Source organism: Pseudoclavibacter sp. VKM Ac-2888, from assembly GCF_015351285.1.
Classification (GTDB): Bacteria; Actinomycetota; Actinomycetes; order Actinomycetales; family Microbacteriaceae; genus Pseudoclavibacter.
The window spans coordinates 1,868,070-1,890,959 of the sequence record NZ_JADKSM010000001.1; the positions used below are offsets into that span (position 1 = coordinate 1,868,070).

The 22,890-nt window shown below is 65.7% G+C and carries 18 protein-coding genes; 9 read left to right on the forward strand and 9 right to left on the reverse strand.

Going from position 1 to position 22,890, the window contains the following annotated elements:
* The first annotated feature begins 608 nt into the window (after window positions 1-608).
* Both ITJ61_RS08875 and ITJ61_RS08880 read left to right on the forward strand, forming a co-directional pair.
* A complete protein-coding gene (locus tag ITJ61_RS08875) occupies window positions 609-1,346 on the forward strand; it encodes a helix-turn-helix domain-containing protein (protein ID WP_219819609.1) in 738 nt (245 codons plus the stop codon).
* Between the two features lie 347 nt (window positions 1,347-1,693).
* Window positions 1,694-1,990: a hypothetical protein gene (locus ITJ61_RS08880; protein WP_146081921.1), complete on the forward strand. Its 297-nt coding sequence runs from the start codon at window positions 1,694-1,696 to the stop codon at window positions 1,988-1,990.
* A gap of 261 nt (window positions 1,991-2,251) precedes the next feature.
* Here ITJ61_RS08880 and dctA read toward each other — a convergent pair whose 3' ends face one another.
* Complete coding sequence (gene dctA, locus ITJ61_RS08885; RefSeq protein ID WP_104240307.1) at window positions 2,252-3,811, reverse strand: C4-dicarboxylate transporter DctA; 1,560 nt, start codon at window positions 3,809-3,811, stop codon at window positions 2,252-2,254.
* Window positions 3,812-3,962: 151 nt separating this feature from the next.
* Here dctA and ITJ61_RS08890 point away from each other — a divergent pair, with 151 nt between their 5' ends.
* Entirely contained in the window at window positions 3,963-4,925 is a 963-nt protein-coding gene (locus ITJ61_RS08890) for a TAXI family TRAP transporter solute-binding subunit (RefSeq protein ID WP_194685987.1), read from the forward strand.
* Window positions 4,926-4,997: 72 nt separating this feature from the next.
* Here the strand turns inward: ITJ61_RS08890 and ITJ61_RS08895 are convergent, their stop codons facing one another.
* From ITJ61_RS08895 to ITJ61_RS08930, 8 genes are all read right to left on the reverse strand, one after another.
* Entirely contained in the window at window positions 4,998-7,118 is a 2,121-nt protein-coding gene (locus ITJ61_RS08895) for an acyltransferase family protein (RefSeq protein WP_194685988.1), read from the reverse strand.
* 314 nt (window positions 7,119-7,432) lie between these two features.
* Entirely contained in the window at window positions 7,433-8,833 is a 1,401-nt protein-coding gene (locus ITJ61_RS08900) for a sensor histidine kinase (RefSeq protein WP_194685989.1), read from the reverse strand.
* Window positions 8,833-9,552 (reverse strand): response regulator transcription factor, encoded by a 720-nt coding sequence (locus ITJ61_RS08905; RefSeq protein ID WP_104240302.1) that lies wholly within the window; start codon window positions 9,550-9,552, stop codon window positions 8,833-8,835. Before ITJ61_RS08905 ends, ITJ61_RS08900 begins: the two co-directional genes overlap by 1 nt.
* 10 nt (window positions 9,553-9,562) lie before the next feature.
* Window positions 9,563-10,096 (reverse strand): DUF3995 domain-containing protein, encoded by a 534-nt coding sequence (locus tag ITJ61_RS08910; RefSeq protein ID WP_194685990.1) that lies wholly within the window; start codon window positions 10,094-10,096, stop codon window positions 9,563-9,565.
* Window positions 10,097-10,104: 8 nt separating this feature from the next.
* Window positions 10,105-10,491 (reverse strand): VOC family protein, encoded by a 387-nt coding sequence (locus ITJ61_RS08915; RefSeq protein ID WP_104305867.1) that lies wholly within the window; start codon window positions 10,489-10,491, stop codon window positions 10,105-10,107.
* Window positions 10,492-10,679: 188 nt separating this feature from the next.
* The gene (locus ITJ61_RS08920) at window positions 10,680-12,164 is read right to left on the reverse strand and encodes an acid phosphatase (RefSeq protein ID WP_194685991.1); all 1,485 of its coding nucleotides are present in this window, start codon (window positions 12,162-12,164) and stop codon (window positions 10,680-10,682) included.
* A gap of 173 nt (window positions 12,165-12,337) precedes the next feature.
* Window positions 12,338-13,255, reverse strand: a complete 918-nt coding sequence (locus ITJ61_RS08925; protein ID WP_104240298.1) for a UTP--glucose-1-phosphate uridylyltransferase — start codon at window positions 13,253-13,255, stop codon at window positions 12,338-12,340.
* Window positions 13,256-13,336: 81 nt separating this feature from the next.
* Window positions 13,337-15,157 carry a hypothetical protein gene (locus ITJ61_RS08930; RefSeq protein ID WP_194685992.1) on the reverse strand — a complete coding sequence of 607 codons (1,821 nt, stop codon included), beginning with the start codon at window positions 15,155-15,157 and terminating at the stop codon, window positions 13,337-13,339.
* Between the two features lie 1,126 nt (window positions 15,158-16,283).
* Here ITJ61_RS08930 and ITJ61_RS08935 point away from each other — a divergent pair.
* The 6 genes from ITJ61_RS08935 to ITJ61_RS08960 all read left to right on the forward strand — a co-directional run bounded on the left by ITJ61_RS08935 (window position 16,284) and on the right by ITJ61_RS08960 (window position 22,886).
* Window positions 16,284-17,765 (forward strand): lipopolysaccharide biosynthesis protein, encoded by a 1,482-nt coding sequence (locus ITJ61_RS08935; protein ID WP_181057717.1) that lies wholly within the window; start codon window positions 16,284-16,286, stop codon window positions 17,763-17,765.
* A 35-nt stretch (window positions 17,766-17,800) separates the two neighbouring features.
* On the forward strand, window positions 17,801-18,733 hold the full coding sequence (locus ITJ61_RS08940; RefSeq protein ID WP_194685993.1) for a hypothetical protein: 933 nt from the start codon (window positions 17,801-17,803) through the stop codon (window positions 18,731-18,733).
* Window positions 18,724-19,545 carry a polysaccharide pyruvyl transferase family protein gene (locus ITJ61_RS08945; protein WP_194685994.1) on the forward strand — a complete coding sequence of 274 codons (822 nt, stop codon included), beginning with the start codon at window positions 18,724-18,726 and terminating at the stop codon, window positions 19,543-19,545. Before ITJ61_RS08940 ends, ITJ61_RS08945 begins: the two co-directional genes overlap by 10 nt.
* A 79-nt stretch (window positions 19,546-19,624) precedes the next feature.
* Window positions 19,625-20,923, forward strand: coding sequence for an O-antigen ligase family protein (locus tag ITJ61_RS08950; protein ID WP_194685995.1), 1,299 nt, complete (start codon window positions 19,625-19,627; stop codon window positions 20,921-20,923).
* Between the two features lie 35 nt (window positions 20,924-20,958).
* A complete protein-coding gene (locus ITJ61_RS08955; protein ID WP_181057713.1) occupies window positions 20,959-21,789 on the forward strand; it encodes a polysaccharide pyruvyl transferase family protein in 831 nt (276 codons plus the stop codon).
* Between the two features lie 11 nt (window positions 21,790-21,800).
* Entirely contained in the window at window positions 21,801-22,886 is a 1,086-nt protein-coding gene (locus ITJ61_RS08960) for a hypothetical protein (RefSeq protein WP_194685996.1), read from the forward strand.
* Window positions 22,887-22,890: the final 4 nt, after the last annotated feature.

Consider the following 22,890-nt stretch of genomic DNA (forward strand, 5'->3'; position numbering starts at 1 on the left):
GTCGCCTGGCAACGCAGCGAGCCCGTTCATCCTACGCGAATTTCACCTATTAAGGCGAATATGTTCCAAAGGCTTGCGTTGTTCAGCAAAGCCCAATATAGGCTCGCAGCAACCCGCGCTTGCGTCAAAACATGACCGGGGCTGCAACTTCGTGGCCTCAATGGTGAAAACCGAACACTCTTCGCCGCGAGCGCCTAGACTCGAGTGGAGAATAGGGCGTCACTGCGAGCGCAGCCATCTGCACGAACGTGCGTTCGGATGGTGGAACATTGTTGCAAATAGGGTTTGCTCAGGCGGAACTTTTAGGTCACTCTAGGAACTTCAATGCCCGGGGATTTGCCCACATTCTTTGAGCAATGTAGCTACGTCTTGAGAACTTTTCCGGCCAGTGAGGTAGGTACCGCGAGTTGTCTGACCATGAGCGCGTCGCGTTAGCGGATGGGGAAGCCGCAGCCTGGTTCCAGCGACGCGGATGGAACGTTCGGTCGAATTCCTCAGACTTCAGGCTCGTAGCAGACGTACGAACCTTTGATCACTTCGCCCTCATGAGGCTGTGGCACACACCGGCAACCCTCGAGTATTCGGGCGATGACTCTGACATCCCTCTGTTGACGACGACGGTCGGAGTTTCGGGGGTCCACTCCATCGAGGCTTCGGGCACCCACTTCGAGCTCGCCGCGAAGAGCATGCTCGTTCAGAGTCCAACAGGTGAGGTCAGGATGGATGCCGCCCAGGCCGTTTCCCGTATCGTCTGCATCACGCCAGCCTCACGGGTTGCCATCGATGCGCCGAAGTTCGCCTCAGATGCCCTCGTCGTCACGCCCGATGAGTACGACATCAACGTCTTGATCGCCACTGCGCTGGCTTCACTCAAGTCGGCGCCATCACTCTCTCCGCTGAGGGGCAGCCGCAGCAAGTGGCAGCGTGGGATCGAGTACCTGCTCGCAGCAACGCTGTCCACCGACCCAGACGATGACACCCTGGATGGGAACGCGTACGAGGACCTCCTGAGCGCGGCATTCATGATGGTGTCCGCGCGTCTGCGCGAGGTGACGTTCGGAGTTCGGCAGCTCGAGGAATCGCTGGGCATCTCCCACACGCACCTCAACCGAATCTTCCGTTCGATCGGCACAACCCCGGGAGCGTACATTCGCCGCGTTCGCGTGGCCCGCGCCCGGACTCTCCTTCCCTCCCTCAGACCTTCGAGCACTGATTGGCACCGCGCCGCTGAATCTGCTGGTTTCAGTTCCGTTCGAGCGTTGAAAGACGCCATGCGAGCCGTGGAGACCAGTGATGTGAGAGGCGTTTCGACCGACCGGGAGGCGGTCGAGACCGCGAAACCCTGACCTCAGACCGAGGCGCGTCCCATCCACCGGCGATACGTTGCGGGAATCGCACAAGGTGGTGGAGGTGAGCAGTGCATTCCTGCTCGGAGAACGGGGCGCGTGCCTTTCAGGACCATCTGCGGCAGCAGAATGTCGATCACGCCAGCTTCCATCGAGAGCTCTTGGACCTTCTGCGCCTGAACTCAGTTGAGCACATCGCGCAGGCATTGGAGCTCCCGGTGCCAGCACTCAGCATTCTCGCGAGGGTCGCCCGGCGCTCCCAACCAAAGGGTTCTCGCCCGGCACTGCTAGGACCCTACGGTATTGCTGCGGACTACTCGCGAGGGGGTATCCCGCTGCAACTTGTCGTGGAAGAGCTTCTGAGCCTGGACTATATCCACGACTCGTCGACGTGCACGGCGGAAAGCATCCAGCACCGGGGCGCGTATGAGTTCGCTGAGGTGACGCGTGCGTGGAACGACGGCCTGTTGGAAGAACCGACGTACCGGTACCTGGTCACTGCACGCGAGTCGCTGCACAACCGCCTCTCTGAGATGGGCGAGCCGGAGCGGTCATTTTCTGCGGCCGAAGCGTGGGTCGCGGCGTGTGAGTTCGCCGCCCATCGGCAGCTCCTTCCGCCCCCTCCGGACCAAGATCGGGGCTGAACGACTGGCTGGGCTGCGAAGCGTGCTCGGGACGGTCCGGCGCCACTGCACCCGCGGGTGCGCGGGTGCCGGGTCGGTGGGACCCCTGACCAACTTCAGTGCTCAGACGGCCGTTTCGCGCCAGTTCGGGCAGAAAGCGGCCGGATCAGCACTGAAGTTGGTCAGCGGCGGCGGAGAAGGTGGCGGCGGCGGCGCGACGGCGCGCCGGCGAAAGGGGCCCGGGGCGTCACATCGACGCCGCGGGCCCCTGCCGGTGTCCGGTCAGCCGCGGGCGTTCGACTCGCTGGAGGAGCCCCTGCGGTCCGAGGCCCCCTCAGCTATGTCCGCAGCCGGCCCGTCGACCGCGAACCCCGTCTTCCGGTCGATGCTGTCGGATGCCAGCTCCAGGTTGCGCTCCCCCTCGGCGCGCGCTTCGGCTTCCTCTTCGCCGTCGAGGCTCATGAGGTGCTCGACGTCGATGTCGTTGGGGTTGTCGAGCACTTCCTGGAGTCGCTCGCGGTCGAGCGCCTTCGTCCAGCGGGCGATGACGAGTGTGCCGATGCCGTTGCCGGTGAGGTTCGTGAGGGCACGGCCCTCCGACATGAATCGGTCGATGCCGACAATGAGCGCGAGCCCCACCATGGGGATGATGTGGTCGAACGCGGCGATGGATGCGGCGAGGGTCACGAGACCTGCGCCGGAGACGCCCGCTGCTCCGTTCGAGGAGATGAGCATGAACGCGAGGAGTGCGATCTGGGTGCCGATGGGCACATCCACCCCGAACGCCTGCGCGATGAAGATGGCGCCCATGGACATGTAGATGGCGGTGCCGTCGAGGTTGAACGAGTAGCCGGTCGGGATGGTGAGGCCGACGACGTGCTTGGGCACGCCGGCCGCCTCGAGCTTCGTCATCATGCGGGGCAGCACCGTCTCGGAGGAGGAGGTGCCGAGCACGATGAGGAGTTCGTCCTTGATGTAGCGGAGGTACTTGAAGATGCTGAAGCCAGCCCAGTGGCAGATGGGGCCGAGCACCAGGAAGACGAAGATGAGGCAGGTGAGCCAGAAGGAGCCCATGAAGAAGGCGAGGTTGCCGAGGATCTCGGCGCCGTGCTTGCCGATCGTGAAGGCGATGCCGCCGAAGGCACCGATGGGGGCGACCCACATGACGATCTTGATGATGCCGAACATGACCTTCGCGAGCGAGTCCATGGCGCGCACGACCTTCTCGCCACGCTTGCCGAGCATGGCGATCGCGATGGCGGTCAGGATGGCGAGCAGCAGCACCTGGAGGAGCTGGCCGTCGACGAACGCCGACATGAACGAGGTGGGGATGAGGCCGAGGATGAAGCCGGGCAGGCCCTCTCCCCCGGCGTCGCCCGCGTCGGCGATGGTGGCGTCGGCGGCCGATCCGTCGAAGCTCGCGACGTCGTAGTTCAGGCCGGCGCCCGGCTGGAAGACGTTGATGGCGATGAGGCCGAGGCCCAGGGCGACGACGGTGGTGATGTTGAAGTAGACGGCGGTGCGCAGGGCGAGGCCGCCCGCTTTCGCGAGGTTGCCGAGACCAGCGATGCCGACGACGACGGTCGCGAAGATGGTCGGCGCGATGACGACCTTGACCAGGTTGATGAAGAGCGTCGCGAGCCAGCGCAGCTCGGAGGCGAAGGCCGGGAAGATCAGGCCGACGGCGACGCCGAGCGCGATGCCGACCAGCACCCACACGTAGAGGTGGTGCCAGAACGGTTTCTTCTTCTTGACGGGAGGGGTGCTGCCTGCTGCCCGACTTGGTGAGCTCGGGGTGGTCTTGACCGCTTTGCCCTTGTCGGGGCTCGAGTCGTGTGTCACGGTGTTCTCCTTTGAACTCCAGCGTGTGCGTCATCGGTGACGGCTCGTCTTCCAAGGGTGGGCGCCCACAAGCCAGGAGCCCAGGGGCTCGGCGCATCCTTAAGGTGTTCTTGACATTCGGTCGCGGATGCCCGCTTGTTAGGCTCGAACCGTGGCGTTTGCACCGTGGATGTCGTCGGTTGAGCTGCCAGCAGGCGGCCTCACGCGGCGAGCGTTCCTGGGAGGCGCGGCGGCCACGCTGTCTTCGCTTGCGCTCGCGGCGTGCGCCTCGCCGAGGCCGTCCGGGCAGGTGCTGACGCTCGCGACCGGGCCAGAGGGGGCGGTGTTCCGGGAGATCGGGGCGGCCTACGCCGACGCGGTGAACGCCTCGTGGCCGGCCGGCGAGATGCTGGTGCGCGACACCGCCTCGTCGCTCGAGAACGCGCAGCTGCTGAGCTCGGGCGAGGTGGATGCGGCGCTCATCAACGTCGATGTCGCTGCGGAGTTCGAGGGCGAGATCGTAGCGCTTGCGCGTGTCTTCGATTCGGTGCTGCACCTCGTGGTTCCGGAGGACTCGGACATCACCGACCTGCGGGGCCTGCATGGCAAGACCATCGCGGGGGGACTCGAGCTGTCTGGCACCCGCTTCACGACGTCGGCGATCCTGGACGAGTTGGGCGTCGAGGCGGACTACGTGAGTCTTTCGCAGGCCGATTCCGTGGCGGCGCTCGCGGGCGGCGCGGTCGAGGCGGCGGCGAGCCTCACGGGCATGCCCACCCCTGCGATCAGCGAGATCGGCGCCGGGCAGCGGGTGCGCTTCATCGACCTCGGCGCGAACGCGGAGCATCTCATCGACCGCTTCTCGCTCGTGTACTTCCCGGTCACGATCCCGTCGACGATGTACGAGGGCCTGCAGGCGGCGACGACGCTCGCGGTGCCGACGGTGCTCGCGGTGAGGCCCGGCATGGCGGATTCGCTGGCCGAGTTCCTCACCGCCTGCCTGTTCGACAACGCGGATGCATTGTCGCACGTGCGCCCTGAGGCGGGACAGATCAACCCTCGGACGGGCGCGGGGACGACTCCCATCGCGCTGCATCCCGGGGCCGCCGGCTGGTTCCGCGCGAACAAGCCGTAGGGGAACCGAATTTCCGACTTCGATTCCCGGCGTCGCAGCAGCAGCGGTAGCCACCTCGACGAGCCCATGACCCTACTCGCGCAATGCTGCCTGCACTCTGGCTCGGATGTCGGGTCCAACGAGTTCCAGGTACGAGGCCGTGAGATGCCCCGTATCGAAGCGCTGCACGACATCGCCGGCGAAGGCTGGGCAAACGAAGTCGGCGCAGAAGAGGTCAAGGGTATCTACGGTCGCGAGCCCCATCTCCGCGGCAAGAGATTCGTCTGCAGCGACCTTGTCACGCCAAGACTGGGATACCTCTGCCGAGCACGCCTCAGCCGAGCTGGTGACCTTGTTTGCGCACGCCTCGAGCGAAGCGCCGCGTGGATTGGGGTGAATGATGAGTACTTCCTCGACCTTGCTGGTGATTGTCTCGAGCGCAGCTCGGCGACCTTCGTACCATGCCGTCTGTCGATCAGTGCCCTCGACAAGGATGGAGTTGTACGCCGTCTCCGAGTCGAGAATGACGACGAGATCCGGCTGCTCCCGGTCGAGCATCGACGAGAGATTTTCATAGAAATCGTTGCACGCGTCCTGTCTGGCCGGGTTGTCGGCCCAGTCCAGAGGGGCGGTGGACACTGCACAGGAACTGAAAGCCATCCCGGTGGTTGCGTAGCCTTCCTCGTCGAGGGCTTCAACGATCGGAGGCAACGATGCAGCGGCGTACGAATCGCCTAGGACGAGCGCGCTGCGCTCTCCCGAACCGAATCGACATTCTGCGGTGTCAGACTCGCTGGCGGGATTAAAGCAGCCAGCCTTTGTCGGGTAGGTGGCAGGCACGTCAGTGCTGACGGAGTCGAATTGCGCGACGACTTCGGCGGGGAAAGCTGCAGCCCCGGCCGCCTCACGAACAAGTTCAGTTGCCTCACTAGTGGAACTCTCTGTAGCCCGTTGCAAGCTGGCGTCCTCACTCACCACCGTAACGAGAGTGAGTCCAGCGGTGACGAGGACAGTCGTGAGCGCGCCTGCCGAAGCGCGCTTCATTGAAGGCCCCCACTGCTGGCGCCAGCCCGACCAAGTCGCCTTGCGCTCCGGCTTCGGGATTCCCGCGAGCCATGGTGATCTCAAGACCGGCTGCTCAACGAGGTGATACGAGGCGATCGCCGCGCCAAAGGCAACAAGAATCACGGCTACCGGAGCCAGCGCACCAAGACCTGAGAACAGGATCGAGCCGAAGACAATTGCGGGAAAGTGCCAGAGGTACAGCGAGTACGAGATGTTGCCGATGTAGGTCGCGACGCGGTTCGTGAAGGCCCCGAGATGACGGGATTCCTGGCCGACGCCGGATGCGATCATGAGAAGCGCACCAGCAACGGGGAGTGCCGCCCACGGGCCAGGGAAGGGCAGGTCAGGCGACAGGAAGAAGATGCTGCCGAGCATTACGGCGATCCCGGAATACGCGAGCGCGACACGCATACGAGCGCCCAGACGGACCACCACTGGCGACGCGATCGCGAGAAGAGCACCGGCACCGAGTTCCCAGGTCCGCGTCAAGGTGGAGAAATACGCCACGACGGGAGCATCAGCTGACTGCACCATGGCCAGAACGAACGAACCGACCGAGATTACACCGATCACAACTGCTGCCACGGGGCGGACGTACGCCTGCTTTCGGAACACATGCACAGCAATCAGAGCCGCAAGCAACAAGAGCCACGGCCAGACGAAATAGAACTGCTCTTCAACGGACAAAGACCAGTAGTGCTGGAGGGGCGAAGTGGGTCCGCCCATCGCGAAGTAGTCAGTCCCCTGGCGAACGAAGCGCCAGTTAGCGACGAAGAGCGCTGCCCAGACACCATCCTGCGTGATGGATCTCGCCCCGTCTGAGAAGAACACGAGCCATGCCAGCACGCATGTCACGGCGATGACCAGGAGGGCAGCGGGCATGAGTCGCTTCAAACGTCTGATGTAGAAGCGGACGAAGTCGATACGACCGGTCAGTTCCAGCTCTCGGAGCAAGATGCCCGTAATGAGGAAACCGGAGAGCACGAAGAAGATGTCGACGCCGACGAATCCGCCAGTCGGCCATCGCCACAGATGGTCCGCGAATACGACGAGGACTGCTAACGCGCGAAGTCCCTGAATATCGGAACGGAACCCTTGGCGGGTTTGAGTTTTGTCCGTCTCGCGCGTATGGGCTTCTGCAGGCTTCACAGACAAACTCTACACAACCTGAAAATTTCCTGAGCATCAGCACGGTCGCTCGGGGGAGGGTGCAACGCCCGCGCCTGACGCTCATAGGTCACTCAATTGGTCGAGTTTTTGGCACGACTCTGATGGTGTGTGCATCCCGTGCGACCGTTTGCGTACGTGAAATCAGTGGCCTACGGCCCAACACCGCATCCAAGCCGATCATGACGAGGACTGCGTGTCGCCCGAGGTACTGCACGGCACTCTGAACGCCGGATCCTCGACGAGGAAATGTCGTCACGATCATCTTGGCTGTGTACCGTCTCGGGGTCTATCGCTCACAGATGCGCCGCCTTAGGACAATGCGTTCCTCTGAGTGGCACCGCGGCTTCGACGCGGAGGCCGCCGCCGGGCGCATCCGCGAGCGTCAGCCCGCCCCCGATATCTCGCAGGGCTTGCGCGACGATGCTCAGGCCGAGGCCGGTTCCCGGCAGGTTGCTGGTGCGGGGCGAGCGCCAGAAGCGCTGCGTGGCATGCTCGCGGTCGTCAGATGCGAGGCCGATGCCGTTGTCGTCGACCGTGACCACGTAGCTGCGCGAGCCGATGTCCGGCCTGCCAGCGACACGCACCTCGGTGCCGCCGGAGAGCTTGATGGCGTTGGTGACGAGCTCGCTCACGACGGCGTCGAGGCCGCCGGCCGGCTCCTGCACTTCCAGCGTCTCCCCCTGGAGGTGCACGGTCTGCACGGCGATGCCCGCTCGTGCGCCGGCTTCTGCCCACCGGAACGCCGCCCCGGCCAGCGCGTCGCCGATCGCCGAGATGCGCGGCGGCCGGCTCTGGAACTGGGTCGCGTCGAGCAGTCCCGCGACGGTGCCGGTCATGCGGTCGATGGTCTCGATGGCTTCGGCGTGCACCTCTCGGGCTTCGACGTCGTCGCGGAGGTACGGCTCGAGATTCTCGACCGAGATGCGCGTGGAGGCGAGGGGCGTGCGCAGCTGGTGCGACGCATCCGACACGAACTCCTGCTGCCTCGTGACGGTCGCGGAGACGGTGCCGACCATGGAGTTGAAGGTGGACGCGAGGAGCCGCAGTTCGCTCGGGCCCGCGTCGGTGCCGGCCTTCGCGTCGAGGTCGCCGCGCGCGACGGCGTCGACGGAGCGTTCGAGCTCCTGCACGGGGCGGAGGATCCACCGAGACATGGGCCAGAGCAGCCAGAAGGCGACCGCGCCGGGAACGAGCAGCCCTGCGGCGAGGATGAGCCATTCAGTCAGGATCGTGGCGCGGGCCGTTTCGGTGGGCACGTCGAAGACGAGGGCGCCGACGACCTGCGAGTCGCGGCCGACGGGGGCGACGATCGTGAGCCGCTCGGGCCCCCACGGCCAGACGGTGGTGGTGATGTCTGGCGATTGCCCGGAGAGGGCGGCGTCGACGAGCGCGAGGTCTGCGTCGTCGACCGCGTAGGGCAGGCCTGCCGAGTGGATGATCTGCCCGTCGCGGTTGAGGAGCCAGGTGGGGGTGTCGAAGAGCTCGGCGTAGTCGTCGAGCTCGGCCTGGAGGCGAACGGGGTCGGTGCCGATAGCCGTGTAGGCGGCGGTCGAGAAGCGGGCGGCGTCGTTGAGGCGGTCGTTGGTGAGCTCCGCCGAGTGGCGGTCGGCGATCGTGACGGCGGTGGGCACGGCGATCATGATGAGCAGCAGCACGAGCAGCGGGACGGCGCACAGCACGAGTCGCCGGTGCATCAGGTGGGCCCGTCCGGGTTGGCGGGTGCCGTCAGGCTGTAGCCGACGCCCCGGAGGGTGGTGATGGTGACGGTGTCGCCGAGCTTGCTGCGCAGTGTGGCCATGTGGGTGTCGAGCGAGCGGGTGCCGGTCTCGACGCTGCTCTCCCAGACGCGGTCGAGGAGGTCCTCGCGCGTCACCGGCTGTCCTGCCCGCGCCGCGAGGAGCCGGAGGATCTCGAACTCCTTCTGCGTGAGCGCCTGAGCGGTGGGGGTGGCGCCGTCGTCTGGGGTGATGGTCGCGGTGCGCGTCTCGGTGTCGAGGCGCAGCATCCCGACTTCGATGACGGAAGACTCGGGGATGCTCGTGGAGCGGCGCATCTCGCGGGTGCGCCGGGCGAGGCCTTCGATGCGGACGAGCAGCTCGGCGACGCTGAAGGGCTTGGTGACGTAGTCGTCGGCGCCGGCGCGGAGCCCCGCGATGCGGTCCTGCTCGCGGCCGTGCGCGCTGACGACGATGATGCCGACGGCCGGATGTTGGCGCAGCTTCGCGATGATCTGCGTGCCGAGCCCGTCGGGGAGGGACATGTCGACGAGTGCCAGCTCGGGCACTTCGTCGCGGATGCAGGCGAGGGCTTCGGCGACGTCGGCGGCCCGCGTGACGCGGTGTCCGGCGTGCTTGAGAGCGCGGCTCAGCCCCCTTGCCAACTGGTCGTCGTCTTCGCAGAGCAGCACGCGCATGGGACCGAGTTTATTTGACGCGTCCCTCGGGGGTCGGTGGCACTCTCCGGGCCACTGGCCTCGTGAGCCAGAGCCAGCCGGTGAGGGCGAGCCCCCAGAGGAGGAAGAGCGGGTCCCAGAGGAGGGCGTGCCCGATCATGGCATCCCGGTCGTAGCCGCCTTCGGGCACGAGTACCCCGAGCAGCACGGCGCCGCTCGCGACGATGTTGACGAGCCCGTAGAGCACGATGCCGGGGCCACCCACCCAGCAGATGGCGCGCCACACTCTCGGCCACGGCATCCGCTGCGCGTCGAGAGCGACGGGAATGAGGGCGGCGAGCAGCTTGACCAGCGCGACGGTGCCCAGCAGGAGGCCGGACTCCAGTGGTTCTCGCCTCGAGAACTCGACGGCGATCGCCCCGATGGTCGACAGCAGCCAGGTTCCGCCGAGCGCCCAGGAGGCGCTGAAGGCGGCGTGCACGACGCCGATGACGGCAGCGGCCAGCACGAGGATGCGTGCGGCGTTGCGCGAGCGGCGGGTGCGGGCGCGGGTGTCTTCGCGCATCCGCGCCCCTACTCCCCCAGTGTCTGGCCGGGCTGGTCCTCCAGGTAGACGAGCCCGTTGCCGTCTGGGTCTTCGAACGAGAACATGGGTGCAACGCTCTCCCAGCGCAGCACTTCGGCGTTGTGGAGCTCGACACCGCTGGCCTTGATCCGGTCGTGTGCCTCCTGCGCGTCGGTGGTGCCGAGGCGCACGGCGATGGGGATCTCGCTGTCGTGCGGGAGCAGGACGATGCCGACGCTCGAGCCAGGCGGGAGCACCTCGACGTAGCGGGCGCCTGGCCATGCTTCGACGTCCATGACGAGCTCGCAGCCGAGCACGTCCGTGTAGAAGGCGAGCGCCGCGTCCACGTCGGAGACGGGAACCGAGACGCTGAGCACGCGTGTTGTCTTTGCCATGGGTCATAGTCCACCTCGGGGTGAACGACGACGCCAGTGGTTGGGGTGGATGCGCAGGAAGTTCGGTGGGGCGGACGGGCCGGCCTCGAGTCGATCAGCGGTAGACGAAAGCCGCAGGTCGCCGCCCCCGACATCTGGTGGATGCTCCGGGCGCGGCGGGCCTGCGGGCCTCGTGTTCTCGCCGTCTGCTAGCTGTTCGTCTTCGCGGAGCGCTTCCGCACGACGAGTGCGGTCAGACCGGTCGCGAGCAGCGCGAATGCGGCGAGGATGCCAGCGCCGACGTTCTCGGCGCCGGTTGTCGCGAGCGCGTCCGAGCCGTTGTCGGCGTTGCCGCCGCCAGCGACCGGTGCGGTCGTCGACGTGGCGGAGGCGGAGGGCGTGGTCGTCGCCGAAGCGGTAGGCGCCGCAGTCGCGGACGCGGTGGGCTCCGTGGTGGCGGTGGGCGCCACCGTCGGGGCTGGGGTCACGGTGGGCTCGGCGGTGCCCGGCGTACTGGGCTCGGGCTGCTCGGCTCCGGCGTCGACGAGGCTGATGTTCCCGTCGGCGTCGACCTCGACCTGAGCTGCCATGGCGGCGGCCAGGTTGAGGCGCTGCCAGCTGCCTTCTGCGCCCTCATCGAGCGGGTAGCCGGAGTCGAGCGCGGTGAGCTCGAGCACCTGGCGGCGCTGCTCGGGCGTGAGGTCGGGGTGGCTCGTGATGAGGAGCGACTCGGCGTTCGCGGGGATCGTCACGGCGTCCCCGGCGGGTGCGATCTGCGGGAAGGCGTACGACATGCGCTGCTCGTACAGGGCGAGCGCGTCGCCGTCGGAGAGGTACGGGGTGTCGGCTTCGATGCAGTCGGCGAGGGCGGCGCCGCATCCAGCCTCGAGCACGCCGCGCAGTTCGGCCTCGGCCTCGGCGAAGAGCTCACGGAACGCCGGGTCGCTCATGCGGCGCTCGACGATGTGCTGGCCCATCATGCGTCCGCTCATCACATCGAGCGGGTAGTGAGCTGCCATGACGATGCGGTTGTTCCCGGCTTCGGAGGTGCGGGCGAGGATCTGCGGGGCGAGCTCTGGCAGCATCATCGAGAGCGACGTGCCCTGCCAGTACGCCTGCGAGGTGTGGCCGCTGGGGTAGGCGCCGCTCGTGGAGTCCCAGGCGTCGCCGCCCTCCTTGTCGCGGTACTGGAGCAGCTCGGGGAAGCGGATGTAGGGGCGGTCGTAGTCGAAGTAGTTCTTCGAGGGGTTGGACGACGAGTAGTAGCCGACGAGGCCGCCGCTCTTCGCGAGGAGCGCGTCGATCTTCGGCAGCTCGCCCGCGAGGCGCGCCTCGGTGTAGATCGCGCCGAGGTTCTCGCCGAGGCCGTCGGCCATGGAGACCGACATGTCCTCGTACTGGTCGACGATCGCGCGCTCGACCTGCTCGGGGGTGGCCGAGGTGTTGATGTCGACGGTCTGGCTGTCGTTGAGCGCGATGATGTCGGCGCGGTCGGTGACGAGCCAGGAGAACTGGTCCATGATCGGCACGTAGTCGTACTCGGCGTTCGACGGGTAGTCGTAGGCGAGCTGGTCGTCGGTGAACGGCTCGGCGGCGGATGCTGCCCCCGCGCCGAAGCCGGAGAGGAGCACCCCCAGCCCGGTCGTCACAGCGATGGTGGAAGCGAGGCGTCGTCGTGACGTCGTGATGCGCATGCGGGGTTCGGCCTAACGGTCGGGGGATGAACCCGGCGAGCGTAGAGGCCCGGGGAAATCAGCCGATGTCCGTTAGGTGACCGGCTAGTGAACGAGGTCGCGGAGATCGGCGAGAAGCAAAACGGGGACCCGGCGCGTCCTGCGCAGGGCCCCCGTCTGGTGGTCGTCTCGGCTCAGTCGGCGATCTGCGCCGCGAAAGACTGCAGCCAGGGGCGGAGCTCGGGACCGAGCTTCGGGTCCTGGCTCGCGAGCTCGACGGTCGCCTTGATGTACTCGAGCTTGTTGCCGGTGTCGTAGCGGCGTCCGCCGTAGACGACGCCCACGACTCCGCCGAACGCCTCGGGGTCGCCGGCGAGCACCTCGAGGGCGTCGGTGAGCTGGATCTCCCCGCCGCGGCCGGGGGCTGTGCGCTCGAGGACCTCGAAGACCTCGGGACGCAGCAGGTAGCGCCCGATGACGGCGAGGTTCGACGGCGCGTCTTCACGGGCTGGCTTCTCGACGAGCCCGGTCAGCTGGATCGTGTCGGGGCCGACGACGCCCTGTTCGCGCGGGATGCTCGTGTCGTAGGCGGCGACTCCATACGCGGAGATCTGGTCGAGGTCGATCTCCTGGAGCGCGACGACGCTGGCGCCGGTCTGCTCGTGCACCTCGATCATGCGCTTGAGCAGGGATCCGCCGGAGGACATGATGTCGTCGCCGAGGAGCACGGCGAACGGCTCGTGGCCGATGTGCTGCTTGGCGCGCAGCACGGCGTGGCCGAGGCCGAGCGGGTCGCCCTGACGGAGGTAGTGCACGTCGGCGAGGTTGGTCGCCGCGTTCACGCGGGCGAGCTTCTCGTGCTCACCGCGAGCCGCGAGGAGCGTCTCGAGTTCGGCCACGCGGTCGAAGTGGTTCTCGAGCGACGCCTTGTGTCTGCCGGTGATCATGAGCACGTCGGAGAGGCCGGCCTCGACAGCCTCCTCCACGACGTACTGGATGGCGGGGCGGTCGACGACGGGGAGCATCTCTTTCGGGATGGCCTTCGTGGCAGGCAGGAAGCGAGTCCCGAGGCCTGCCGCGGGGATGACAGCCTTGGTTATTGGTGCGCGCATGGAGCTAGCGTATTGGAATTCGGTATCCAGGAGGTTTCGAAGCCCGGTCCACGAGGTCCTGCGCGTTTCGCGGCAGGTCCGCTACTTCTGCGACTTCGTGGGCATCCGCCGCCCGAGGAACAAGGCAGCCCCGAGGAGCAGGGAGCTCCCGGCGAGGAAGATCGGCCAAGGGCCGCCTCCGTCGGTTCCGGTCGTCGCGAGGCCTGTTCCGCCATCCGTCGGTGCTGCGGTCGCCGCCGGCACGCCAGCGGTCGATGATGCGGACGGAGATCCAGGGGTCGCTGGTTGGGTCGCGGATTCGGACGGCACTGGATGCACGGTCGGCGTTGCCCACCAGGTGGGCTCGGGCTCGGTTTCGCCGGGCACGGGTTCCGTGGACTGGGTGGGAGGAGCCGTCTCCGGCGGAGCCGAGGCGGTCGGCGCCTCGGTTGAAGTGGGCGTGGCGGTCGCTGTCGTCGTCTCGGTCGGAACGGCCGTCTCCGTCGGAAGCGCCGTTTCCGTCGGAACCGCAGTCTCCGTCGGAAGCGCCGTCTCCGTCGGAACCGCAGTCTCCGTCGGAAGCGCCGTCTCCGTCGGAACCGGCGACTCGGTGGGGGCGGCCGTCTGGCACACCGCCGGCACCTCGGTCTCGCTGGGCTTCGGGGCAGCCGTGGGCGCCGGGGGCTCGGTCACCCAGTAGCCGAGGAAGGTGAAGGTGGGCAGGGACGCGAGGATGCAGTTGTCTTCCGCATTCACGACGCTGATGTTGTAGTAGATATCCCTGAAAGCGATGCCGGTGACCGCGTAGGTCCCGTCCGGGCCCGCGGGAGGCTCGAAGTGAGTGAAGGCGATGCTGGTGAACAGGCCGTCTGCGTCCTTCGTCCGGGGAATCAGACCACGGTTGTACATCACGTACTCCTCACCATCCGGACCTTCAAGGATGACCACCATGTCCTGGATCTCGCTGTCGTCTCGAGCCCGCCATTCGACGAGCACTTCCTGCTGGCCCCAGATGATCTGAGGCGAGAGGAACCTCGCGGTTACGAACTCGGGAGGCGAGTTGTCAGGCTCCCCGATGTAGGTCACGTTGAAGGACGGCAGCGCGGTGAGCACCGCGTTGTCTGCCGCATTGACCACCCGCGCATTCTCGAACGAGTCGAGCAGCCGGGAACTCACCACTGTGTACTCGCTGATCCTCCAGTACGGTCGATCGACCGTGAAGGTGACCGTTCCAGAGACGATGTCCCCGTCGACACGGTCAGGCGCGGACCCCGCTGCCCGCTCGGACCCATCAGGAGTGGAGACGGTGAAGCCGACGCTTGCGACTCCGGCTGGGTCCCGTGCGGTGTAGTCGATGGTGAACTGGTCGCCGAGCACCAGGTCACCAGGTGGTTCCATGGACACAGACAAGAGCTCGGGGCCGTCCTTGTCACCATTCCTGCCATCGACGTGGATCCTCGGGACATTCGCGACTGTGTCGTTGTCGCCGTGGTACGCGAAAAGGATGTTGCCTTCGACATCAATGAACCGGAAGACGGAGACGTACCAAGTGCGCGCACCCCAAGACGACCCGCCCACGACGAGCGAGTCCGTTCCGGAGACGATGTCCCCGTCCCGCGTGGTCGGCTCCGTGACGTCGAAGCCAACGTCCTGATAGTCCTGCTCCCCTCTCTTCGGGGTTACAGCTTGCAGGCTGACGTAGGAGTAGTCGATGTCCGCTTTGCTGCGGACGGTCCAGTTGAATCGGATCTCTTCGCCTCCCTTGACCTTGAGGGAGGACACGATCTCCAGGGAGAGCAGCTCTGGCTCCTCGCTGGCAACCTGCGCCACGATGGCAGGCTCTGCCGCTGCGGGGGCTGCGGCGACGCCTCCGACGAGGAGTCCGGCGAGCAGCGCGCATACAAGGGCGTGGAACTTCTTCATAGGGGCTCCAACGTCGGGGGCTGCCAAGAGCCTAGTGGATGAAGCGCTATTTGACGAGCACACTTGAATTGCGGCCTCTACAACACAGAAACACGGCGACTAAACGGCCACACAAACAGTCCGTTCAGCCACGGTTGCCACCCCGCATGAGAAGTATCCCTGACCCAAGCCCAAAGATCACGAATATCGAATACTGCATATACGTGTCGATTGCATCCACCATCGCCGGCAGTGTTCCCGCAACTCTAATCGCAAAGAGGTGAATGATACACAAGACAATCGAATTCACAACAGGATATTCTAGAAATTGCGCAGGCTTCCCAGTTGAGATGAGTGGGACCCAGCTCATCGCCAAGTAGATGAACCCAAGAACCCCAAGCACGAAAATTGGTTCGCACACTACTTTAAACCCGACCACGTTGAACTATGACGAGACTGCAACCGAAGCGACAGCAATAATCCAGACAAAGGGGCGTCGCAGCCACACCTCCACCACCGATCGGTGCTGCGCGCACAAGCACCCCAGCGAAAATGACGTCGCCAGCCAACACCAAGCCGATCAGGCGCCAAAGCAGATACGGTCACCCGATCTTGTGCACTACACCCCCGAAGGACGGCACTGCTGACTTCGAGAGCGATCTGCGCAACAACATACCCGACAAGAACATCAGCGCTGGCATTCGGCACGGCTCGCACCACTCGATTGAAGACATCAATTCCACGCGGATAAAAATTCTCGAAGTAGGCGACACCAATACCACAATGAAAGAGGGTCACAAGCAGCATCGAGATCCCTCGAATCACGTCCGTACATCATGCGCGCATAGTTCTAACTTTCGTGCACGAAAGGGCAGATTCTCGGGCGGTTGCTCGAGTCGGACCGCTTGGTCCGCAACAAATGGTGTGCGAAGCACGTCGCACTGAAAACGAGCCTAAGAGAGATCCGTGCGGCTAATTTCCACGAGCACACAAAGCCGTCGGTCCGACCGTCGCGGGATGAGCCTCGCAGACGGCCCAGCCAGCCGAGGTTCAACGGTGGGGAAAGTGGGCCCCAAGCCTGCACGCCCCTGATAATGTCATGCGGGCCGCTTGGTTCGCGCTACCAGCAGTTGGAGGCCACCAGACCATGACCGTTGCACCCGACGACGACGGAATCGGCGCGAAAGCTGTCCGCGGCATCGGATGGATCGTCCTCGAGCGATGGGCCTCGCGGTTCATCGCGCTCGGCGTCTTCGCGCTCCTGGCTCGGTTCATCGCACCGGGAGACTTCGGGCTCCTCGCCCTCTCCACGGTCTTCACCGCGATCCTGCAGGTGTTCGTCGACTCGAGCTTCAACAAGGTGCTCGTCCAGCGGCTCACTCTGGAACCCAAAGACGCGTCGACGACCTTCTGGACCAGCCTCGGCATCTCCGTCGTCATCTACGTCGCCCTCTTCTTCAGCGCGCCGCTCATCGCGCTCCTGCTCGGCGAACCGGAGCTTGGCGACATCCTGCGTGTGCAGTCGATCGCGATCGTGCTCGCCGCACTGAGCAGCACCCCGGCGGCACTCCTCGAACGCGACTTCCACTTCAAGCAGCTCTCCATCCGCAAGCTCGCGGGCACGGTGGCCGGCGCCGGCGTCGCGGTCCCCATGGCGATCATGGGCTACGGCGTCTGGGCGCTCGTCGGGCAGGCCCTGGTGCAGAGCTTCGTCGGATTCGTGACGCTCTGGGCGGCCTCACGCTGGCGTCCCAAGTTCGAGTTCTCCTGGACCTCGCTGCGCTCCATGGCCTCGATCGGCTTCAGTGTCCTCGGCGTGGAACTGCTCAGCGCGACGCAGGCGAACATCGACAAGCTCGTGATCGGCGCTGCAATCAATCCGACCGCGCTCGGCTATTACTTCTTCGCGCAGCGGATCCTCACGATCACCTCGGAGCTCGTGACCTCGGTGGTCGGCCGCGTCTCGCTGACCACCTTCTCCCGAACACAGGGAGACGTCGCGAAGACCAACGTGGTCATGCGCAGCCTCACCTTCGCCTCGTCCGCAGTCGCGATCCCGGTCTTCCTCATCCTGGGGCTGCTCGCGCCGGACTTCATCCCCTACCTCTTCGGCGAGGAATGGGTGGCCTCGATTCCGGTGTTCCAGCTCCTGATCCCGTCGATCATCCTGGTTTCCGTGACCTACTTCGATGGAAGCGTGCTCATCGCAGCAGGTCGAGCGAAATCCGCCTTCGGACTCGCGCTCGCCCAGAACATCGTGGGCGTCATTCTGCTGTTCGTCGCCTTGCCGTTCGGCATCCAGGGGGTGGCGCTCTCCCGCAGCGTCCGCGTGATCCTGCTCTGGCCGCTGCGCCTCGTGCTGCTTGCGAAGCAGGCCTCGATCGCCATCGGCCCCTACATGGGGCAGCTCATCCGATGTACAATTGCCGCCGTCCCGATGGTCGCGTTGCTGCTGATCCTCGACCTGACACCGTGGGCTGCGGTTGAGCCCCGCGTCGTCGGGTACACCGTGCCAGCGGCCATCACCGCGTTCGCACTGTATCTCGGCGTCCTGTGGTTCGTCGCCGGTCGTGAGCAGCGGACGACGATCATCGGACTGGTACGAAAACTGCGTCGCCGGTCCGCGTGACATCCCCCCGCAGTGCTACGAGGAGTCACGTTCGAATGGTCTTTCGCACGCTGGTCAGACGCCAGAACCTGGCGCTGTCGACAAGTCTGCGTTCGGCAGCACACGACGCTGGCCTGAGCGACGTCTTCAACGTGTGCGTCCTCGAGCGTGACAACGCACTGCATGTCTCCTTCCGAGCGCTCGACGAGAGCGGCCAGAAGCCATTCCGGGCATATCTCGCCTCGGCCCCGGTCGGGAGCGACGACTGGACGGTCGTCGATCTCACCGCCCACGCAGGCTCGCACGGGGTCGCCCCGGTCGCCGACCCGAAGCTCTTCGCGACGAAGGACGGGGTGTTCGCGACCTTCAACACGGGATGGCCGAGCGGAACTCAGAACGACATCTTCATCATGAGGGTCGCCCCCCTGCTGTCCGCACCGAGCCGGGTGCAGCTCGCCAACGCCGAACGGCAGCGCATCGAGAAGAACTGGGCGTTCCACCAGCTCTCCGACGGGGAGCTTGGCGGCATCTACAGCCTGCAACCGCTCATGACGCTCCTCCGCGTCGACGGGCAGGTCGGCGAGACGCCGGACATCACCTTCGAGCTCACGCGGCACGACGCCCAGTACCCGGTGAGGGTTCCTCGAGCGACCACCATCGGCTCTCAGCCCTGCCTGACCGCAGATGGCTCGCTCGTGCTCATGGCGCACGAGCGCTTCTCCATCCGGTCCAAGCGCGCCTACGTCGGACGCCCCGTGCGCATCTCTCGGCTCGACACGACGACACCGACGGTGGAGTTCTCCAAGCACCGCCTGGTGCACTCGGTCGCAAGCGCTCTCCCACGGCGAGGCGTCCACAATCGCAATCTGCTGAGCGCAAGCTACTTCGCCGGGGCCGATGTCCTCGGGTCGACGGTTCGGCTCAGCTACGGAGTCAATGACGTGAAATTCGGCATCGCGGAAATCGAGGAGCAGGCACTGTGGCAGTAAAGACGTTCTACTGGGACCCGGTCGACCGGACCCGTCGCTTCTCGATCCCCCGACGAGGCAAGCTGCGGGTCGGCAACGCCGGCGACCTCTTCAATCGAGACCTCGTACGATTCCTCTACGACGACGAGCCGGACAACCTGACCGACATCGGCGGGCGCCTGCTGCTCGTCGGCTCCGTCATCCATCGCGCGCTGCCTGGTGACATCGTGTGCGGGGTCGGGACGAAGGGTCGTGAGCTTCCTGCTGCGGCAGAGGGGCCTTCCGACATCCGCGCCGTGCGTGGGCCGCTGACGATGCGAGCCCTTGACGAAGCCGGGTACGACACCTCGAACGTCACATCACAGCTCGACCCCGGTCTCGCAGTCGAGTCCATCTACGCCAAGACCTGCGCCGAGACCCAGGCCGAAGCGGGTCGGGTCATCTTCATCCCCCATTACCGCGATCTGCCGCTCTTCCGCCGCCGCCGCGAGTTCTCCCTCGTCAGCATCGACTGCGAGCCGGAGGACCTGGTTCGCGAGATCCTCCGCGCGGAGTTCGTCTACACCTCGTCGCTCCACGGGCTGATCTTCGCGCATGCGCTCGGACGTCCCGTCAAGCTCGTGGCACCGGTCAACGGCGAGCCTGAACTCAAGTACCAGGACTACTTCGCATCAGTCGACCTCCCCTGGTCGACCCCCGTCTCCATCGACGAGGCCCTGCGCGAGCCACGCCTCGGCTCCCCGGTCCACATTCAGAAGACCCTCGACGACTTCGCGTTCCCCACTCGAGCCGAACTCGTCGAACGCGGCATCGCATCCGCATCCACCGCGTGACGGCGCGGCGCTGACCTGTGAGTATGAAGGAACCCGAAAGTCAGCAGAGCGCTGACGCACCGAGAAAGGAATTGGTTCGATGACCGAAGTCCTCCTGCCGATCCTCATCGTCGTCGCGACACTGATTGGCCTTCGCGTCGCGGGAGCCACGACCACCGTCGCGCTCGTCGCGCTCGTGGGCCTTGCGCTCTTCCCACGCAGCCAGGTGTACTTGTTCGGGTTCGACCCGGTGCCGTTGTCCACAGTGAGCCTCTTCATCTGCGTCATCATCGCCATCTTCGCCAAGCCGCGGCTGCCGATTCCTGTCGTCTTCATCCCGTTGGTGGCCTACCTGATCCTCATGGTGACCACCGGCTGGACGAATCCGCACGTCTCGGGAGACGCTCTAACGCTCATCCTCGTCGCGATTCTCGCCTGGTTTGTCGGGACGTTCGTCGGACGGGCCGAGACAGCTCCTCAACTCGAACGTTGGCTTGCTTTCGCGATCCTCGCCATCCTCGGCTTCCAAGCGCTCATCGCGCTGGGCCAGAGCTTCGGCCTCTCCTGGTTCGCCGCCGTCTCCGAAGCATCCATCCTCGAATCCGGACGCTCGGCGGGCACGGCTGGGCACCCCGGCAACCTGGGGAAGATCGTCATCTGCCTGACTGCGATCGCGCTGCCGCTGAGCACGTCCACCGACAAGGTGGTCGCTCGCGCAGCGACGTTCGCGATGCTCGCCGGCCTGCTGGGGGTCGGCCTCTCAGCGAGTCGCACGAACTTCATCGCGCTGATCGGCATGCTCGGGCTCTGGATCATTCTCCAGCGCGGCAAGGGCGTCATGAAGCGACGTATCTGGTTCGGTGGCGCGATCGCGCTCGTTGGCGCGCTCTCTCTCGATGCCATCCTCGCCCGCTTCCAGCAGGACCCACTCGGTGGAGAACGAGAGCACCTCCTTGCCGTCGCGCAGGAGCACATCGGTAGAAATCTCATGCTCGGCATCGGGCCGGGAAACTACATCACCTACTTCGGCCAGTTCGATGCGCTCACCGCGCGCGGGTGGCCCGTGCACAATGTGTTCTACTACATCACCGCGGAACAGGGCGTCGTAGGGGCACTACTCTTCTTCGGACCGATGGTTGCGCTGGTCATTAAGGGCCTCCGCGACTACAACAGGAAGAATCAGCACTCAGATTCTGGTTTGGCGCTCTTTACGCTAACCATGGCGATGGTTGTCGTCGGATTGACCGGATGGGGATTCGCGGGAGGTTTCGTCCTCCACATCTGGTTCTTCACGTTCGGCTACTTCAGCGGGAAGCTCGCGAAGAAGCCCGTCGAGCTGCCGCCGCCGGTCGCTGCCCTGCCGATCCGTCCCGCTGCCAAGGGTCTGCGCTTGCGCTGACGACTCCCTCCCAACGAACATTCCAGGAGAAGCCTGTGCTCAAGCACGTCCACGGTGTGCCCGCATTCATGTGGAACCCCCACCGGTACCGTCGTCTGCGACTCGCAGGTCGCACCTTCGGGCCCCGGAAGAACAACTTCGGTGATCTGATCGGCCCGCAGGTCGTCGCGCAGGTCGCCGAGTCCCGACTCGGCTCGGGCCCCCACCAGGCGGTGGACTCGACGCGAACGCTCTTCTCCGTCGGATCCGTCATGCACTTCGCCGTCGACAACGACGTGATCTGGGGAACCGGCGTCAACGGCAAGACGGTCGAGCAAGCCCACCGCTTCACTCGACTCGATGTGCGCGCTGTGCGGGGGCCGCTCACCCGGGAATGGCTTCGCCGCGAGCGCGGAATCGACGCCCCCGAGGTCTACGGCGACCCGGCTCTGCTGCTGGGCGACGGATTGCGCGCGCGGCACCCGCTCCTCCCGTCCCGGCGCTTGAGCGTCATCCCGAACCTCAACGACGCGCGGGAGTACCGCAGCCACCCGGACTTCTTCAGCCCCAGGCGCTCCGTGGACGAGATCGCAGCCCGCATCGCCGGCAGCGAGGCACTCGTCACAAGCTCACTCCACGCACTCGTCTTCGCCGAGATGCTCGGCGTGCCGGTCGTGCTCATCGCCTCTCCCGTCGAGCCTGTCTTCAAGTACGAGGACTACTTCCGCGGCACGGGGAGGAGCAGTTGGACGATCGCCTCGAACCTCGACGAGGCTCTGCAGCTGCTTCCTGCCCGGACGGCCTCGACGGAGGACCCGCTTGCCGCCTGGGACCCCGCGCCCCTCGAGGCGGCCTTCCCCACCGATCTGTGGACCACGGCGAGCTGAGGGCACTGAACATGTCGAGCGTTCCCCCGAAGCCCAGAGTGCTGATGTCCTACAACCGGCCGCCCGGAGGTGGGAACCCGTACACGGCATTTCTCGCACAAGCGCTCGCCGACGACGTCGACCTGCAGTTCTTCTCGTGGAAGACGGCGCTCATCGGCCGCTGGGACATCTTCCACCTGCACTGGCCCGATGCTCTTGTCGTCGCCCCCTCCGCCGTGCGTGAGCTCCTGAAGTCCTTCCTCCTGGTCGCCCTGGTCCTGCGCATCCGGCTCACCCGCAAGACGCTGGTGTGGACGGTGCACAATCTCAAGCCCCACGAAGCAGGGCGGCGGACCACAGCGTTCGCGATCGACCTCCTGATCCGGGCCGTCGACGTGCGCATCTACCTCAACAGCTCAGAAGACAACGACCTCTCGCTGGGGGTCACCGTGCCCCACGGGGACTACGTCCCACTTCTGCGTCAGCACAAGGAGGGGGGCTGGGCGTCTCAGGAACGCGTGGTGCACCAGATCCTCCACTTCGGCCTCGTTCGCCCTTACAAGGGCATCGAGTCCCTCATCGAGAGCTACGACCAGCAGCGGCTGCCTGGGTCGAGACTGGTCATCCTCGGTGCCGCGAAGAACGCGCAGTACCGTCACACGATCCAGCAGCTCGCGGATGCGCATCCCGGCACGGCGTTCGATGCGCGCTTCGTCGAAGACCCCGAGCTTCTCGATCAGCTCGCCGAGAGCAGACTCGTGGTGCTCCCGTACCTCCAGATGTACAACTCGGGCGCCCTCATCTACGCGCTGAGCTTCGGGTGCCCCGTGCTCGCGCCGGTCAGCTCCTCCAACCTCGCGCTCCAGCGAGAGGTGGGGTCGGAACTCCTCACGCTCTACCAGGGACCACTCACGGGCGAGGTGCTGGAAGCCGCCTACCGGGATGCCCCGGCACGGCGCACGTCAGCCTCCGCCTTCTCCGAGCGTCGCTCGTGGGCAACCACCGGCCTCGCACACGTGCGCCTGTACCGAGCGCTGCGCGGAGCCCGAGCCGCCCGAGCCGCGGACATGCGTGCGCGGGTTGCCGCAGCAGTCGCCGCTCCGGATCAAGCCGCCTGAGGGC

What these genes read in the sequence shown, in the direction of transcription:
- ITJ61_RS08900 (WP_194685989.1), bottom strand. Translation starts at nt 8,833, where the DNA reads ATGCACCGGCGACTCGTGCTGTGCGCCGTCCCGCTGCTCGTGCTGCTG.
- ITJ61_RS08905 (WP_104240302.1), bottom strand. Translation starts at nt 9,552, where the DNA reads ATGCGCGTGCTGCTCTGCGAAGACGACGACCAGTTGGCAAGGGGGCTG.
- ITJ61_RS08910 (WP_194685990.1), bottom strand. Translation starts at nt 10,096, where the DNA reads ATGCGCGAAGACACCCGCGCCCGCACCCGCCGCTCGCGCAACGCCGCA.
- ITJ61_RS08915 (WP_104305867.1), bottom strand. Translation starts at nt 10,491, where the DNA reads ATGGCAAAGACAACACGCGTGCTCAGCGTCTCGGTTCCCGTCTCCGAC.
- ITJ61_RS08920 (WP_194685991.1), bottom strand. Translation starts at nt 12,164, where the DNA reads ATGCGCATCACGACGTCACGACGACGCCTCGCTTCCACCATCGCTGTG.
- ITJ61_RS08925 (WP_104240298.1), bottom strand. Translation starts at nt 13,255, where the DNA reads ATGCGCGCACCAATAACCAAGGCTGTCATCCCCGCGGCAGGCCTCGGG.
- ITJ61_RS08930 (WP_194685992.1), bottom strand. Translation starts at nt 15,157, where the DNA reads ATGAAGAAGTTCCACGCCCTTGTATGCGCGCTGCTCGCCGGACTCCTC.
- ITJ61_RS08935 (WP_181057717.1), top strand. Translation starts at nt 16,284, where the DNA reads ATGACCGTTGCACCCGACGACGACGGAATCGGCGCGAAAGCTGTCCGC.
- ITJ61_RS08940 (WP_194685993.1), top strand. Translation starts at nt 17,801, where the DNA reads ATGGTCTTTCGCACGCTGGTCAGACGCCAGAACCTGGCGCTGTCGACA.
- ITJ61_RS08950 (WP_194685995.1), top strand. Translation starts at nt 19,625, where the DNA reads ATGACCGAAGTCCTCCTGCCGATCCTCATCGTCGTCGCGACACTGATT.
- ITJ61_RS08960 (WP_194685996.1), top strand. Translation starts at nt 21,801, where the DNA reads ATGTCGAGCGTTCCCCCGAAGCCCAGAGTGCTGATGTCCTACAACCGG.